The 15,970-nt window shown below is 42.3% G+C and carries 10 protein-coding genes; 7 read left to right on the plus strand and 3 right to left on the minus strand.

The features are described from left to right. The 3 genes from carA to O6P32_RS04385 all read left to right on the plus strand — a co-directional run bounded on the left by carA (position 1) and on the right by O6P32_RS04385 (position 5,479). Positions 1 to 1,077, plus strand: coding sequence for a glutamine-hydrolyzing carbamoyl-phosphate synthase small subunit (gene carA / locus O6P32_RS04375; protein ID WP_178267314.1), 1,077 nt, complete (start codon positions 1 to 3; stop codon positions 1,075 to 1,077). 130 nt (positions 1,078 to 1,207) lie between these two features. Then, positions 1,208 to 4,435: a carbamoyl-phosphate synthase (glutamine-hydrolyzing) large subunit gene (gene carB, locus O6P32_RS04380; protein WP_269877006.1), complete on the plus strand. Its 3,228-nt coding sequence runs from the start codon at positions 1,208 to 1,210 to the stop codon at positions 4,433 to 4,435. A 324-nt stretch (positions 4,436 to 4,759) separates the two neighbouring features. Beyond that, positions 4,760 to 5,479 (plus strand): DUF3784 domain-containing protein, encoded by a 720-nt coding sequence (locus tag O6P32_RS04385; protein ID WP_269877007.1) that lies wholly within the window; start codon positions 4,760 to 4,762, stop codon positions 5,477 to 5,479. A 120-nt stretch (positions 5,480 to 5,599) separates the two neighbouring features. On the opposite strand, the gene O6P32_RS04390 is transcribed toward O6P32_RS04385, so the two are convergent. The 3 genes from O6P32_RS04390 to O6P32_RS04400 all read right to left on the minus strand — a co-directional run bounded on the left by O6P32_RS04390 (position 5,600) and on the right by O6P32_RS04400 (position 8,815). Then, entirely contained in the window at positions 5,600 to 6,916 is a 1,317-nt protein-coding gene (locus tag O6P32_RS04390; protein ID WP_178266367.1) for an anaerobic C4-dicarboxylate transporter family protein, read from the minus strand. A 283-nt stretch (positions 6,917 to 7,199) separates the two neighbouring features. Then, entirely contained in the window at positions 7,200 to 8,036 is an 837-nt protein-coding gene (locus tag O6P32_RS04395) for a DUF3828 domain-containing protein (protein ID WP_269877008.1), read from the minus strand. 257 nt (positions 8,037 to 8,293) lie between these two features. Then, on the minus strand, positions 8,294 to 8,815 hold the full coding sequence (locus O6P32_RS04400) for a GNAT family N-acetyltransferase (RefSeq protein WP_269877009.1): 522 nt from the start codon (positions 8,813 to 8,815) through the stop codon (positions 8,294 to 8,296). Positions 8,816 to 9,115: 300 nt separating this feature from the next. Here O6P32_RS04400 and O6P32_RS04405 point away from each other — a divergent pair, with 300 nt between their 5' ends. The 4 genes from O6P32_RS04405 (at position 9,116) to O6P32_RS04420 (ending at position 15,946) form a co-directional block, all read left to right on the plus strand. After that, entirely contained in the window at positions 9,116 to 10,543 is a 1,428-nt protein-coding gene (locus O6P32_RS04405; protein WP_408636044.1) for an aspartate ammonia-lyase, read from the plus strand. A gap of 489 nt (positions 10,544 to 11,032) precedes the next feature. After that, positions 11,033 to 13,288, plus strand: coding sequence for an aconitate hydratase (locus O6P32_RS04410; RefSeq protein ID WP_269877010.1), 2,256 nt, complete (start codon positions 11,033 to 11,035; stop codon positions 13,286 to 13,288). Continuing rightward, positions 13,272 to 14,582, plus strand: coding sequence for an NADP-dependent isocitrate dehydrogenase (gene icd, locus O6P32_RS04415; RefSeq protein WP_269877049.1), 1,311 nt, complete (start codon positions 13,272 to 13,274; stop codon positions 14,580 to 14,582). The genes O6P32_RS04410 and icd overlap by 17 nt, the downstream gene beginning before the upstream one ends. A gap of 23 nt (positions 14,583 to 14,605) precedes the next feature. Further along, on the plus strand, positions 14,606 to 15,946 hold the full coding sequence (locus O6P32_RS04420) for a citrate/2-methylcitrate synthase (RefSeq protein WP_178266363.1): 1,341 nt from the start codon (positions 14,606 to 14,608) through the stop codon (positions 15,944 to 15,946). Positions 15,947 to 15,970 lie beyond the last annotated feature (24 nt).

Genomic DNA, 15,970 nt, shown 5'->3' on the forward strand with positions numbered 1-15,970 from the left:
ATGAGAAATGTAACATTAATCCTCGACGACGGGAGCCGTTTCCATGGCAAGTCGTTCGGTTATGAGAAACCGGTAGCCGGTGAAGTTGTGTTTAATACAGCAATGACCGGTTATCCAGAGAGCTTGACCGACCCTTCGTATGCAGGTCAGTTGATGACTTTGACTTATCCGCTGGTTGGTAACTATGGTGTTCCACCGTTTACTTTTGAAGCTAACGGACTTCCGACTTTCATGGAGAGTGAAAAAATCCATGCCGAGGCAATTATTGTCAGTGATTATAGTGAAAAATACAGCCATTGGAATGCTGTGGAAAGCCTGGCTGACTGGTTGAAACGTGAGCAGGTACCTGGTATTACAGGTATTGATACTCGTGAACTGACTAAGGTTTTGCGCGAACATGGGGTAATGATGGGAAAAATCGTATTCGACGATGAACCGGACAATATTCCTGAGGCTGCATATGCCGGAGTAAACTACGTAGACAAGGTTTCTTGCAAGGAAGTGATTCGTTATAACGAAGGCGAAGGCAAGAAGAAAGTGGTGCTGGTAGACTGCGGTGTAAAATCAAACATTATCCGTTGCCTTTTGAAACGTGATGTGGAAATCATCCGTGTACCTTGGAACTATGACTTCAACTCTCTGCAGTTTGATGGCTTGTTTATCTCAAACGGTCCGGGCGACCCTGATACTTGTGATGCTGCTGTACAGAATATCCGTAAGGCAATGCAGAACGAAAAACTTCCTATCTTCGGTATCTGTATGGGTAACCAGTTGCTGTCGAAGGCAGGTGGTGCTAAGATTTACAAATTGAAATATGGTCATCGTAGTCACAATCAGCCGGTACGTATGGTAGGTACAGAACGCTGCTTCATTACTTCACAGAACCACGGTTATGCGGTAGACAACAATACATTGGGAGCAGATTGGGAACCTTTGTTCATTAACATGAACGACGGTTCAAACGAAGGTATCCGTCATAAGAAGAATCCTTGGTTCTCTGCACAGTTCCATCCGGAAGCTGCCAGTGGTCCTACTGATACCGAATTCTTGTTCGATGAGTTTGTAAAATTGTTATAAGTTTGTTGGTTTGTTAGTTTGATAGTTTGTTGATGCAAACTGAAAAACTCAAAAACTGAAAAACTTGAAAACTCACACTCAAACTTAAACTCGCAAACTCAAAAACTCAAAAACTTAAAAACTCAAATTCATGAAAGAAAATATAAAGAAAGTATTATTGTTAGGTTCTGGAGCGTTGAAAATCGGTGAAGCTGGTGAGTTCGACTACTCTGGTTCTCAGGCATTGAAGGCGTTGAAGGAAGAAGGTATTGAAACCATCCTTATCAACCCGAATATTGCTACCGTACAGACATCGGAAGGTGTGGCAGATAAGATTTACTTCTTGCCTGTAACTCCGTATTTCGTAGAGAAAGTCATCGCGAAAGAACGTCCGGATGGAGTATTGCTGTCGTTTGGTGGACAGACTGCATTGAACTGTGGTGTGGCTCTGTATAAAGCTGGTGTATTCGAAAAATACAATGCGCAGGTATTGGGTACTCCGGTACAGGCTATCATGGATACAGAAGACCGCGAACTTTTCGTACAGAAGTTGGACGAAATCAACGTGAAGACTATCAAGAGTGAGGCGGTAGAAAATATCGAAGACGCTCGTCGTGCAGCAAAAGAACTGGGATATCCGGTTATTATCCGTGCTGCTTATGCACTGGGTGGTTTGGGTTCTGGTTTCTGCGACAACGAAGAAGAACTGAACGTATTGGCTGAAAAAGCTTTCTCTTTCTCTCCACAGGTATTGGTAGAAAAGAGTCTGAAAGGCTGGAAGGAAGTTGAATACGAAGTGGTGCGTGACCGTTTCGACAACTGTATCACTGTATGTAATATGGAAAACTTTGACCCACTGGGCATTCATACCGGTGAGTCTATCGTAATCGCTCCTTCTCAGACATTGACCAACAGCGAATACCATAAACTGCGTGAACTGGCTATCCGCATCATCCGTCATATCGGTATTGTGGGTGAATGTAACGTGCAGTATGCGTTCGATCCGGAATCGGAAGATTACCGTGTAATTGAAGTAAATGCTCGTTTGAGCCGTTCTTCTGCATTGGCTTCTAAAGCTACTGGTTATCCTTTGGCATTCGTTGCTGCTAAGTTGGGATTGGGATACGGTCTGTTCGATTTGAAGAACTCGGTAACCAAGACTACTTCTGCTTTCTTCGAACCTGCATTGGACTATGTAGTATGTAAGATTCCTCGTTGGGACTTGGGTAAGTTCCACGGCGTAGACCGCGAACTGGGTTCTTCAATGAAATCGGTAGGTGAAGTAATGGCTATCGGTCGTACATTCGAAGAAGCAATCCAAAAAGGTCTGCGTATGATTGGTCAGGGTATGCACGGCTTTGTTGAAAACAAAGAATTGCAGATTGCCGATGTAGATAAAGCATTGCGCGAACCGACCGACAAACGTATCTTCGTTATCTCTAAAGCGATGCGTGCCGGCTATACTGTAGACCAGATTCATGAACTGACTAAGATCGATAAATGGTTCCTCGATAAATTGATGAACATTATGCAGACTTCAAAAGAACTGCATGAATGGGGAGGAAACCATACACAGATAGCACAACTTCCGAAAGATTTGCTGTATAAGGCAAAACGTCAGGGATTCTCAGACTTCCAGGTTGCACGTGCCATCGGTTATCAAGGCGATATGGAAGATGGAATATTGGAAGTACGTAACTACCGTAAGAGCCAGGGCATTGTACCGGTAGTAAAACAAATCGATACTTTGGCTGCCGAATATCCAGCTCAGACCAACTATCTGTATCTGACTTATAGTGGTGTAGCAAACGATGTTCACTATTTGGGCGACCATAAGAGTATCGTAGTATTGGGTTCTGGTGCATACCGTATCGGTTCGTCTGTAGAATTCGACTGGTGTGGCGTACAGGCTCTGAATACTATCCGCAAGGAAGGCTACCGTTCGGTAATGATTAACTACAACCCGGAAACCGTATCAACCGACTATGATATGTGTGACCGTCTGTATTTCGATGAATTGACATTCGAACGTGTAATGGATATCCTCGATTGGGAAAATCCGCACGGTGTAATCGTATCTACTGGTGGTCAGATTCCTAACAACCTTGCTCTTCGTCTTGATGGTCAGAAAATAAATATCTTGGGTACTTCTGCCAAGAGTATCGATAATGCGGAAGACCGTGACAAATTCTCGGCTATGCTCGACCGTATCGGTGTTGACCAGCCAGAATGGAGCGCATTGACTTCGATGGAAGATATCAACGCATTTATCGAAAAAGTAGGATTCCCGGTATTGGTTCGTCCGTCTTACGTTCTTTCTGGTGCTGCCATGAACGTATGTTCTAACCAAGAAGAACTGGAACGCTTCCTGCAGTTGGCTGCCAACGTATCGAAGAAACATCCGGTAGTAGTAAGCCAGTTCATTGAACATGCTAAGGAAGTAGAAATGGATGCTGTAGCACAGAACGGTGAAATCGTTGCCTATGCTATCTCAGAACACATTGAGTTTGCCGGTGTACACTCTGGAGATGCTACAATCCAGTTCCCACCGCAGAAACTGTATGTAGAAACTGTACGTCGTATCAAGCGCATCAGCCGTCAGATTGCAAAAGAACTGAACATCTCTGGTCCGTTCAATATCCAGTTCCTTGCCCGTGAAAACGATATCAAGGTAATTGAATGTAACTTGCGTGCCAGCCGTTCGTTCCCATTCGTAAGCAAGGTATTGAAGATTAACTTCATCGAATTGGCTACGAAGGTAATGTTGGGTCTGCCGGTAGAAAAACCAAGCAAGAACCTCTTCGAATTGGATTACGTAGGTATCAAGGCCAGCCAGTTCTCATTCAACCGTCTGCAGAAGGCCGACCCTGTATTGGGCGTAGACATGGCTTCTACCGGTGAAGTAGGATGTATCGGTGAAGATACTTCTTGCGCAGTACTGAAGTCTATGTTGTCTGTGGGTTACCGTATTCCGGAAAAGAACATTCTGATGTCTACAGGTACTCCGAAGCAGAAAGTAGAAATGCTGAAAGCGGCTCATGAATTGAAGGCAAAGGGTTACAACATCTTTGCTACCGGTGGTACTTCTAAATTCCTTGCAGAAAACGGTGTAGAAAATACCCGTGTATACTGGCCAAGCGAAGAAGGACATCCGCAGGCATTGGAAATGTTGCACAACAAGGAAATTGATATGGTTGTCAATATCCCGCGCGACTTGTCGGCAGGTGAATTGGACAACGGTTACAAGATCCGTCGTGCAGCAGTCGACTTGAACATTCCTTTGGTTACAAATGCACGTCTGGCAAGCGCCTTTATTCATGCATTCTGTACCATGACAATCGATGACATTGCTATCAAGAGCTGGGAAGAATATAAATAATCCTTCCTTTTGATAAGGCATTGAATATATAGCGTCCGCAGACTTCTTCGTGAGGTTTGCGGGCGCTTTTTGTTTAACTAATGGGGAGGAACAAGACGATACCTTATAATAATAGGACTTATTAAAATCCTGCAATCCGCATTGTATCTGTAATTCTTGAATCATCTCATATTATTGCGTTTTTGGGGTACATTCCACTGTATAGAATCTGTCTTGGAAAGAAGAAAAGACATATCATCATTCTATAATATTTTTTATCAGACTATTTAAAAATCAATATATTTTTTTTAATTTAGAGCATTGATAATGAAAACCTGAAAGAGTATGAATTACCTTAGTCTGATTATTATGTTACTGGTAGCAGCGATTCTTGTAATTGCTGGAACAGCCATAGTGAAACAGCCCCAATTACTGTCCAATTATCATTCGTTTACGGAAGAAGAAAAGGCCAGTCCTGCTTTTCACCGTTATCTGAAAAGTGTCCGAAATATAATGATTGCCATAGCCATTGCCTTAGTTGGAGGAGAGTGGCTTTCTAAATGGTTTGATTCAAATTTCTATAGTATCCTGTCGATATTGGGTGTATGTATATTGCTTTTGTATTTGCTTTATGTACAAGGCAAGATATCCAGTCGTATGAAACGGAAAAGCCGTATCTATGGTATTTTCGTCTTTGTATTAATTGCGGGGCTTATTATTCTTCCTCTGTGTCGTGGAACATCTGTCAGCTATACGAATGAAACCCTACGTATTTCGGGTATGTATGGAACCGAGATACCAAGCAGCGAAATACGTCGTGTATCGTTAGAACAGACATTACCGGAGATAACCTGGCGTACCAATGGCTTGTCGGTGGGAGATGTAAAGAAGGGATATTTTCGTACTGGCGATGATAGGAAAGTAAAACTCTTTCTTGCATCAGATAAAGCTCCTTTTCTGCATGTACAGACTATATGGAATGAAGATATTTATATCAATTCATCCCATCCTGAAGAAATAGGGAAACTCTATCTGCAGATAGAAGGAAAATATTCGATTCGTTAGGTAAAGATTAGGGAGTAAAAGATAACCCCTTCCTTTCTTTTTTATATGAAAAGAAAAAGCCAATCGTTTTGTCGTAACATAAAACGATTGGCTTTCTTTATTTTCGGTCTCTTTGTTCTTTTAGAAAAGTATCTGTATCAACAGCAGTCCCACAGCTATGGCTACACCAGTAGAAATCAGTCCTGGCATCATGAACGAATGGTTCAGAATATACTTTCCGATGCGGGTTGTACCAGTACTGTCGAAGTTGATGGCTGCTACTACCGTAGGATAATTAGGGATAAAGAAGTAGCCGTTTACTGCAGGAAACAATGCAATCAGCAGCAAAGGAGAAATTCCCAGTGCAATGCCCAAAGGTACTACGGCACGTACGGTTGCAGCCTGACTGTAAAGCAAGATAGACATTACAAACAAGGCTACTCCAAAGAGCCAGGGCATGGAATGAATCACCTGATCGATGGTAGATGTCAGTTGTTCGATGTTACCGGAAATAAACGTATCTCCCATCCATGCAATACCAAAGATTGCAATGACGGCCTGCATACCGGCAGGGAATATATTGCCTTGTACAGCCTTGATACCATCAATACGGCATACTAACAGGATGATAGCCGCCGTACATAACATGATGATTTCAATCAGAGCCGGCATATCAAGCATGGTCATCTTTCCATCGTGCATAAAGGTAGGGCGAAGTGATTCTATAGACCCAAACAGTACAATCAGGAAAGTAGCCAGCAAGAAGATAAATACAGAAAGGCGTGCTTTCTTCATATTCTGTATTTCACTAGTCTGTACAGAACTGTTTTTAATGAGTCCTTCTTTCAGTCGTCTTAAATACTCCGGGTCATCAGACAGTTCTTTTCCTGTTCGGAGTGAACAGAATGCTCCTACCAGCACTCCGATGAATGTGGCAGGAATACTGACTTTCAGAATATCAAATAAGGTAAGATCAAACCCAGATAGGAGTCCCAATAGGGCTACTGTTGCAGCCGATATAGGACTGGCTGTAATAGCTTGCTGGGAAGCAATAACAGCGATACCCAATGGCCGTTCCGGGCGGATTTTGGTTTCTCTTGCCACTTCGGCAATAACTGGCAGTACAGAATAGGCAATATGTCCTGTACCGGCAATAAATGTAAACAGGTAAGTAACGATAGGACTTAGAATCGTTACGTGTTCGGGATGGCGGCGCAGAATACGTTCGGCTATTTTCACCATGTACTCCAAACCTCCGGCAGCTTGCATGCACGATGCAGCAGTAACTACAGCCGCAATCATCAGCATTACATCAATGGGAGGGGTGGTAGGTTGAATGCCAAATACAAAAGTCAGTACTGCTACTCCTAGTCCGCCTGTGACTCCTAGTCCGACACCTCCTAAACGAGCTCCCAATACGATTGCTCCTAATACAATGATTAATTGTAATAATAACATACAGTTGTCTTTTTCTTGAACTTGTTTTTGTGAGGTTGCAAAGTTACTTATTTTGCCTGAATTGCTAAAGTGATTGTAGTTGAATTGAGGGACAAAAAGAAAGCGACCTTTTTCAAGACCGCTTTAGATGTTTTCACAATGAAGTGTCACATTTGTTCTTTTTATCTTTCGCTGTTTTTTATACTGAAAGGTTATGAATTTGAAAGCAAGTCACAACAAAAACAAACCTCTCATTTTACGGGCTGAATAATGACCAACAACTTTCAGAAATATCACTTATTATTTAAAATGAAATGCTATTAATCAAATATTTTCCATTCTGATATTTTATCTTAATATTTATTTTATGTATCGTGGCTCCTGCTTGATAAGTAATTTGATAATTATCATCACTTATTTGATTGAATTTAAGACTTTTATACCACATGCAATCGAAATCAAAGTTATTAATTAAAAGATCATATCCATAAAAACCATCTTCTTGATGTTCTGATTCTGCTTGCTTGAATTGCTGCAATGCCGCCGGTGATAAATTAGACAAGCGCAAAGATGACAATTGTGTATTTATGTCTTTAGATATAGCACAATAGGTTGACAGATAGATTTTATAAAAGCTTTCTATGAACGATTGTCCTGATGTTTCATTTGTTTTGGCTTCATTCATACACTCACAACCAGACAACATTTCGTCTCCCCATTGACTTCCGTTTTCAATGGGAGTAATATATACAATCTTGCACTTACCATCAATACTTTGTGCCTTTAATGGAATTTCAGTTAAAGTGGTACTATCCTTTTCATTCCAAAGATAACTCACCATATACCAGTCGTCTGCAACTCTTTTCACAGCTAAGGTTTTAATTGCATCCTCATTTACATCTTGAGAGCGTATTATAGGATTAACTCCAGTTGCATTACTCATTCTTTTTGTTTTGGCTATCAATCCTTCAGTTAAAAACTTTTTACATAAAGAGTCGTTGTTTGAATCAACAGTTAAAAAATTCATCATATAACCTCTATAGAATGTTTTAACTTCATCTAAGCATGCACTTGAACAAAGTGTATCAAAACATAGCCAAAGAATTGAAATAAATAGAAATCGTCTAATCATTTTTTTCATATTTAAATTATCGTTTCCTAATTGTATAGGAAGGATTCTTCTTGCATGTATTTCCGTCGGACATATTACTTTGTGTAAAAACTGTTCCTTATCATACAAAGTTATCAAATTGAAAGCAGTTTTCTTATTCCTTTATTATATTATGTGGTAAATCTTCTTCATTTTTTGACTAAGTACATACATAAATCTGTAATAACTTTTAGGACAGATACTTTCCATATGAGATTGACCAAGAAAGAACGGACAATATACCTTTATTACACTTCTTTCATTAAGATAAGCCGGGGCAATCCACCATATTTCAAGACTTGTTTTACACAGCGGTATCCGGCTTTTTCCATATTGATACGTGAGAAGCAATTGTCCGGATGTACGGTACATAAAAGATAGCGGTAACCTGCGGCCCGTAATTCTTCTTCCGCTTTTGCTGTAAGTTTACGTTGCAGACCATAGCCTCGGAAAGAAGGGTGGACTACTACAGTATCCATATGCGCAACCAGATTTAATTCGTGTTCAGGAAGAGAAATATCTCGTCCCAGGTTATCCGGATTGTCTTTTCCCGGATATACGATAAGAAACAATCCGGCAATTTTTTCCGAAGCAGTGTCTGTAGCTATCCATGCGACTCCTTTTTCTTGTTCAATAAGTTGTCGGATGTAGTTCTCTCCTTCTTCTGGAGCAAACCATTCCTGCTGTTCCATTCCGTGCCATACTTCCCGAATGAGTGAAGTCAGTAGGGAAGCCTCTTCCGCTTTCGCTTTGGTCAGTTGAAATTCCATGTTTAGATAAGATGTATTGATTTTACAGCAAATATAAAAGATCCGGATGAAAAGATAAAACTTACATAAAAAATTTATGAATATACATATAATGAGCTAATATCAAAGTAGATACCTCTCTGAAATGATTTGAAATTTCTTCTTATGGTTTTGACAAAATAACATTATATATAACTTTTTACACAAGAATTTATCTGTATTTTTAGGTTATTTCTCTTAATGTACTTATATTTGCCTTACAAAATGATAAAAACGCAGGTGTCTGCATAAAATGTTTATTTAAACGAAAAGAATAACATGATGAAAGAATTTGGAAAGACTCGTATAGAGAGCGATTTAATCGGTTCTCGTGAAATAGCAGATGAATTATTGTACGGTGTACAGACATTGAGAGGACTGGAAAACTTCTCTATCAGTAAATTTCATCTGAATGAATATCCTTTATTTATAAATGGACTTGCTATCACAAAAATGGCAGCTGCCCGTGCCAATCATGAATTAGGTTTGCTTACAGACCAGCAGTTTGAAGCGATTACTCAGGCTTGTCAGGAAATATTGGATGGAAAGTTCCACGATCAGTTCCCTGTGGATATGATTCAGGGAGGGGCTGGAACAAGTACCAATATGAATGCAAACGAAGTGATTGCCAATCGTGCACTCGAAATTATGGGTTATGCACATGGAGAATATACCTATTGTTCGCCTAACGACCATGTAAACCGTTCGCAGTCTACCAATGATGCATATCCTACTGCCATTCATCTGGGAATGTATGCCACTCATTTGCGTCTGATCCCTTGTCTGGAAAACCTGATAGAAGCTTTCCGCAAGAAAGGACAAGAATTTGCACACATTATCAAGATGGGACGTACTCAATTGGAAGATGCGGTTCCTATGACATTGGGACAGACTTTTAATGGCTTTGCCAGTATCCTGACTGATGAAATCAAGCATCTGAATGAAGCTGCTGCCGATTTTCTGACAGTCAATATGGGAGGTACAGCCATTGGTACCGGTATTTGTGCAGAGCCGGGTTATGCAGAAAAGTGTATTGCTGCTTTGCGCGACATTACAGGCTGGGATATCCGTTTGTCTGATGATTTGGTGGGAGCAACTTCCGATACTTCCTGTCTGGTGGGTTATGCTTCGGCAATGAAGCGTCTGGCTGTAAAAGTCAACAAGATCTGTAATGATCTTCGTCTGTTGGCAAGTGGTCCGCGTTGTGGTTTGGGTGAATTGAACTTGCCGGCTATGCAACCGGGTTCTTCCATCATGCCGGGTAAGGTCAATCCGGTTATTCCCGAAGTGATGAATCAGATTTGCTATAAAGTAATAGGAAATGAGTTGTGTGTAACAATGGCGGGAGAAGCCGCTCAGATGGAACTGAATGCAATGGAACCGGTGATGGCACAGTGTTGCTTCGAGTCGGTAGATTTGCTGATGAACGGATTCGATACACTACGTACCTTGTGTGTAGAGGGAATTACTGCTAACGAGCAATATTGTATTGAAGAGGTACACCACAGTATTGGTGTGGTAACTGCTCTTAATCCGATTATTGGATATAAGAATTCTACAAAAATTGCCAAGGAAGCCTTGGAAACCGGAAAGAGTGTGTATCAGTTGATTTTGGATCATGGTATTCTTTCGAAGGAGGATATCGATACAATCTTAAGTCCTGAAAATATGATTCATCCGGTAAAACTGGATATTAAACCGAAGAAATAAGATTCATCTTCTTGTCACGATACTGGTGATAAGTGATAAAAATATTGCCCGTCCACTGTCTGTTCAGTGGTCGGGCATTTTTTTTATGTTTCAGGCTTCCACTCTTTTTTATATTCGCAATCGGAAAGTATATCTTTCTTCAGAGTCTTCCTTTCTGATACAATCTGCTGCTGATATTTATTCTTTTCTGTATTCGACGACGTTGATTGTACAGCCAGCGTCGCCGATTTGACAGACGATGCCGTGGGCTGTACAACCAACGACGTGGGCTGCAGATTGTGATTGATGGTATGAAGTTACGATAGCCTTGTTTTAAAAGTTGAATATTTATAACTCCTTTTTGTGAAGAATGGTTGTAAATGTTATAAGTATACGCTAATAAGTTATTTTCTATTAAAATGTATTTAAAATATTGCCTTTAGTAGACAAACGAGAATAGTATACCATATTTTTGCGACTAATTGAAAGTGAAAGGTAAAAAGAAAAGAGATGGTTTATGACATTGAAATGATGAGAACGTTTTACGCATCCTATGCAATGCGCGTAGATGCAGTACAACGTAAATTGGGCAAAGCAATGACTTTGGCTGAGAAAATTTTATATGCACATTTATACGATGAAAAGACGCTTTGTGCTTTTCGCCGTGGAGAGGATTATGTCAATTTTCGTCCGGACCGTGTAGCCATGCAGGATGCAACCGCACAGATGGCACTGCTTCAGTTTATGAATTCCGGACAGCAGCGAGTGGCTGTACCTTCTACTGTACACTGCGATCATTTGATTCAGGCGTACAAGGGCGCATCGGCAGATTTGCCTGTGGCGCAGGAAACCAATAAGGAAGTGTATGGCTTCCTGAAGAGTGTAGCTTCTAAATACAATATAGGATTCTGGAAGCCGGGTGCCGGTATTATTCATCAGGTAGTATTGGAGAACTATGCATTTCCGGGAGGAATGATGGTGGGTACAGATTCGCATACCCCCAATGCCGGAGGATTGGGCATGATAGCCATCGGAGTAGGCGGAGCCGATGCGGTGGATGTCATGACAGGAATGGAATGGGAGTTGAAAATGCCCAAGCTTATTGGAGTACATCTGAAAGGTAATCTGAACGGATGGGCTTCTCCGAAAGATGTTATTCTGAAACTGGCCGGACTGCTTACGGTGAAAGGAGCTACAAATGCCATTATAGAATATTTCGGAGAAGGTACGGCTTCACTGTCTGCTACCGGTAAGGCCACTATTTGCAATATGGGAGCAGAAGTGGGAGCTACTACCTCTATCTTTCCTTATGATGCAGAGATGGAGAAATATCTGTGTGCTACCGGACGTGAGGAAGTGGCAAAAATGGCTTCGGAAAATGCTTCGTGTCTGAGAGCGGACAAAGAAGTGGAAGCTGCTCCGCATCTTTATTATGACCGGGTAATAGAAATCGACTTGTCGGTTTTGGAACCTTATATCAACGGACCATTTACTCCCGATGCGGCTTGCCCGATTTCGGAATTTGCGGAGAAGGTAAAACAGAATGGCTATCCGCAGAAAATGGAAGTGGGACTGATTGGTTCCTGCACCAATTCTTCGTACCAGGATTTGAGTCGTGCAGCCTCCTTGGCACGTCAGGTCAAGGCGAAAGGTTTGAAGATGGCTGCCGGGCTGATTATCAACCCGGGTTCGGAACAAGTCTATTGTACTGCTCGGCGCGATGGCATGATAGCCGATTTCGAAGCGGTAGGTGGAGTGATTATGACCAATGCCTGTGGTCCGTGTATCGGCCAGTGGAAGCGAGTGACTGATGATCCTATGCGGGCTAACTCTATTGTTACTTCCTTTAACCGTAACTTCGCCAAACGTGCTGACGGCAATCCTAATACCCATGCTTTTGTGGCTTCTCCGGAAGTGGCAATGGCACTGGCCATTGCAGGTAATTTATGCTTTAATCCGCTGACTGATACCTTGACCAATGAACAGGGTGAACAGGTACGGCTGGATGCTCCGGTAGGAGATACCTTGCCGGAAAAAGGGTTTACTGTAGACGATAACGGATATGTAGCTCCTGCTGCCGACGGAAAAGATATCGAAGTGTCCATAGCTCCCGATTCTGCCCGTTTACAGCGTCTGGCTCCTTTTGCTCCCTGGGATGGTAAAGATTTGGAGCAGATGCCTTTGCTTATAAAGACGCAGGGTAAGTGTACTACAGACCATATCTCGATGGCTGGTCCGTGGTTGCGCTTCCGTGGACATCTGGAGAATATTTCCGACAATATGCTGATGGGGGCTGTCAATGCTTTCAATGGAAAGACCAATTGTGTATGGAACCGGCTGACTGGCGAATATGATGCCGTATCGGCTGTGGCCAAGCAATATAAAGCAAAGGCCATCCCTTCTATTGTGGTAGCCGAGGAAAACTACGGCGAAGGCTCCAGTCGGGAACATGCTGCTATGGAACCTCGTTTCCTGAATGTGCGGGTTATCCTTGCCAAAAGCTTTGCCCGTATCCATGAAACCAATTTGAAGAAGCAGGGAATGCTGGCACTGACTTTTGCTGACAAATCCGATTACGATAAAATACAGGAACACGACTGTATTTCTGTCTGTGGGCTGGATCACTTTGCTCCGAGAAAACCTTTGCAGGTGGTAGTAACGCACGAGGATGGAACAGAAGATACATTCCTTGCCCTGCATACCTATAATGAAATGCAGATAGGTTGGTTTAAAGCCGGTTGTGCTTTGAATACCTTCCGAAAATAACTTAAGAACTTACAAACTCACAAACTTAAAAATTATGTCCAAAATAGATATGAAAGACGGTCGGCTGATAGTACCCGACTGTGTGACCGTTCCTTATATTGAAGGTGATGGAGTGGGAGCAGAAATTACTCCTGTATGTCAGAAAATAGTAAACGAGGCTGTTAAACTGGCTTATGATGATAAGCGTTCTATCGAGTGGAAAGAAGTACTGGCTGGAGAAAAGGCATTCAAGCAGACCGGAGAATGGCTTCCTGAAGCTACAATGGATGCTTTTCGCGAATACCTTATCGGTATAAAGGGACCTCTTACTACTCCTGTAGGCGAAGGCATCCGTTCGCTGAATGTGGCACTGCGCCAGACACTCGATTTGTATGTTTGTCTGCGTCCGGTACGCTGGTTCCGTGGAGTGGTTTCTCCGGTAAAGGAACCGCAGAAAGTAAACATGCATATTTTCCGCGAAAATACAGAAGACATTTATGCCGGTATAGAATGGGAACAGGGGACTCCGGAAGCTGAAAAGTTCTATGCTTTTCTGCGCGACGAGATGGGAGTGAAGAAAGTCCGTTTCCCTGAGACTTCTTCTTTCGGTGTAAAGCCGGTATCGGTAGAAGGAACCAAACGATTGGTACGTGCTGCTATTCTGTACGCCCTGCAGCATCATTTGCCTTCGGTTACATTGGTACACAAAGGAAACATCATGAAGTTTACTGAAGGAGGATTCAAGCGTTGGGGATACGAAGTGGCTGAAACAGAATTTGCCCAGCAGACTTTTACCATGAACCGCTACAATCAGCTGAAGAAGGAGTTGGGAGAAGAGTCTGCCAAAGCTGCTTTGGCAGAAGCCATGAATTTGGGTAAAGTAATTGTCAAGGACTGCATTGCGGATGCTTTCTTGCAGAATACATTGCTCACTCCTGAAGATTACTCAGTCATTGCTACTTTGAATTTGAATGGAGACTATATATCCGACCAGTTGGCTGCGATGGTGGGTGGTATCGGTATTGCACCGGGAGCCAATATCAACTATCAGACCGGACATGCTATTTTTGAGGCTACACACGGTACGGCTCCCGATATTGCCGGAAAGAATATCGTAAATCCCTGCTCGCTGCTGTTGTCGTCTGTTATGATGTTGGATTATATCGGATGGAAAGAAGCTTCTGCTTTGATTATCCGTGCGTTGGAGGACCTCTTCGAGGCTGGAGAGGCAACTTCGGACCTCGCACGCTTTATGCCTGATGGACATGTATTGACAACAGAAGAATTCGGACAGCGTGTGATTGAATCATTGTAAATATTAATAAAGATAGCTTGTATATGAAAAAAGAATACATCGTATATAAACTTTCGGAGTGTGCCAAACAGGCATGTCGTATTGATAATGAATTGTTTGCAAAATATAATGTAAAACGTGGATTGCGTAATGAGGATGGTACAGGAGTATTGGTGGGGCTGACCAAAATCGGAAATGTAGTAGGATATGAACGTACGGAGGAAGGGCTGAAACCGATTCCCGGTAAGTTGTTTTACAGGGGATATGATTTGGACGACATCGCTCATGCACTGCTTAAGGAGAAGCGTTTCGGATTTGAGGAAGTGGCTTATCTGTTGCTTTCGGGAGAATTGCCGGATAACGAACAACTGGCTTCTTTCAAGGAACTGATTAATGATAATATGCCACTCGATAAGAAGACGACGATGAATATCATCGACTTGGAAGGTCAGAATATTATGAATATTCTGGCCCGGAGTGTCCTCGAAATGTATACATTCGATCCCAATCCCGATGATATCTCAAGAGACAATCTGATGCGTCAGTCTATTGAGTTGATTTCCAAGTTTCCTACAATCATTGCTTACGCATACAACATTTATCGTCACAGCACACACGGACGTTCGCTGCACATTCGTCATCCGCACGAAAATCTGTCACTTGCCGAGAATTTCCTGTATATGATTAAAAAGGAATATACTCCGTTGGAAGCACGTATGCTCGACTTGCTGCTGGTGCTTCAGGCAGAGCATGGAGGTGGTAACAACTCTACGTTTACTGTACGCGTCACCAGTTCTACCCGTACCGATACGTATTCCAGCATTGCTGCAGGCATCGGTTCGTTGAAAGGGCCTTTGCACGGAGGAGCCAATATACAGGTGGTTAAAATGTTCCATCACCTGAAAGAAGTGATATCCGACTGGACGAATGTAGATGAGATTGATACTTATCTTACCCGTATGCTCAATAAAGAGGCGTATGATGGTAGTGGACTGATTTATGGTATCGGTCATGCGGTGTATACCATTTCCGACCCTCGTGCCGTCTTGTTGAAAGAGCTGGCAGGAGAACTGGTAGCTGAAAAGGGATGTCAGAAAGAGTTTGCCTTTCTTGAACTTCTGGAACAGCGTGCCATAGAATGTTTCAAGAAGGTGAAGGGAGGAAAGAAGCAGGTTTGCTCGAATGTAGATTTCTATTCCGGATTTATTTACGAAATGATGGGCTTGCCGCACGAAATCTATACTCCTCTTTTTGCCATGGCGCGTATTGTGGGATGGACAGCACATCGTATTGAAGAATTGAACTTTGAAGGAAGACGTATTATCCGTCCGGCTTATAAGAATGTATTGGAAGAAGTGGCATACACTCCGATTACTTCCCGATAAACGTCTTGTGACATAATAAAAAAG

This window comes from Phocaeicola acetigenes, assembly GCF_027529745.1.
In the GTDB taxonomy this organism is placed as follows: domain Bacteria; phylum Bacteroidota; class Bacteroidia; order Bacteroidales; family Bacteroidaceae; genus Phocaeicola; species Phocaeicola acetigenes.

What these genes read in the sequence shown, in the direction of transcription:
- carA (WP_178267314.1), top strand. Translation starts at nt 1, where the DNA reads ATGAGAAATGTAACATTAATCCTCGACGACGGGAGCCGTTTCCATGGC.
- carB (WP_269877006.1), top strand. Translation starts at nt 1,208, where the DNA reads ATGAAAGAAAATATAAAGAAAGTATTATTGTTAGGTTCTGGAGCGTTG.
- O6P32_RS04385 (WP_269877007.1), top strand. Translation starts at nt 4,760, where the DNA reads ATGAATTACCTTAGTCTGATTATTATGTTACTGGTAGCAGCGATTCTT.
- O6P32_RS04390 (WP_178266367.1), bottom strand. Translation starts at nt 6,916, where the DNA reads ATGTTATTATTACAATTAATCATTGTATTAGGAGCAATCGTATTGGGA.
- O6P32_RS04395 (WP_269877008.1), bottom strand. Translation starts at nt 8,036, where the DNA reads ATGAAAAAAATGATTAGACGATTTCTATTTATTTCAATTCTTTGGCTA.
- O6P32_RS04400 (WP_269877009.1), bottom strand. Translation starts at nt 8,815, where the DNA reads ATGGAATTTCAACTGACCAAAGCGAAAGCGGAAGAGGCTTCCCTACTG.
- O6P32_RS04405 (WP_408636044.1), top strand. Translation starts at nt 9,116, where the DNA reads ATGAAAGAATTTGGAAAGACTCGTATAGAGAGCGATTTAATCGGTTCT.
- O6P32_RS04410 (WP_269877010.1), top strand. Translation starts at nt 11,033, where the DNA reads ATGGTTTATGACATTGAAATGATGAGAACGTTTTACGCATCCTATGCA.
- O6P32_RS04420 (WP_178266363.1), top strand. Translation starts at nt 14,606, where the DNA reads ATGAAAAAAGAATACATCGTATATAAACTTTCGGAGTGTGCCAAACAG.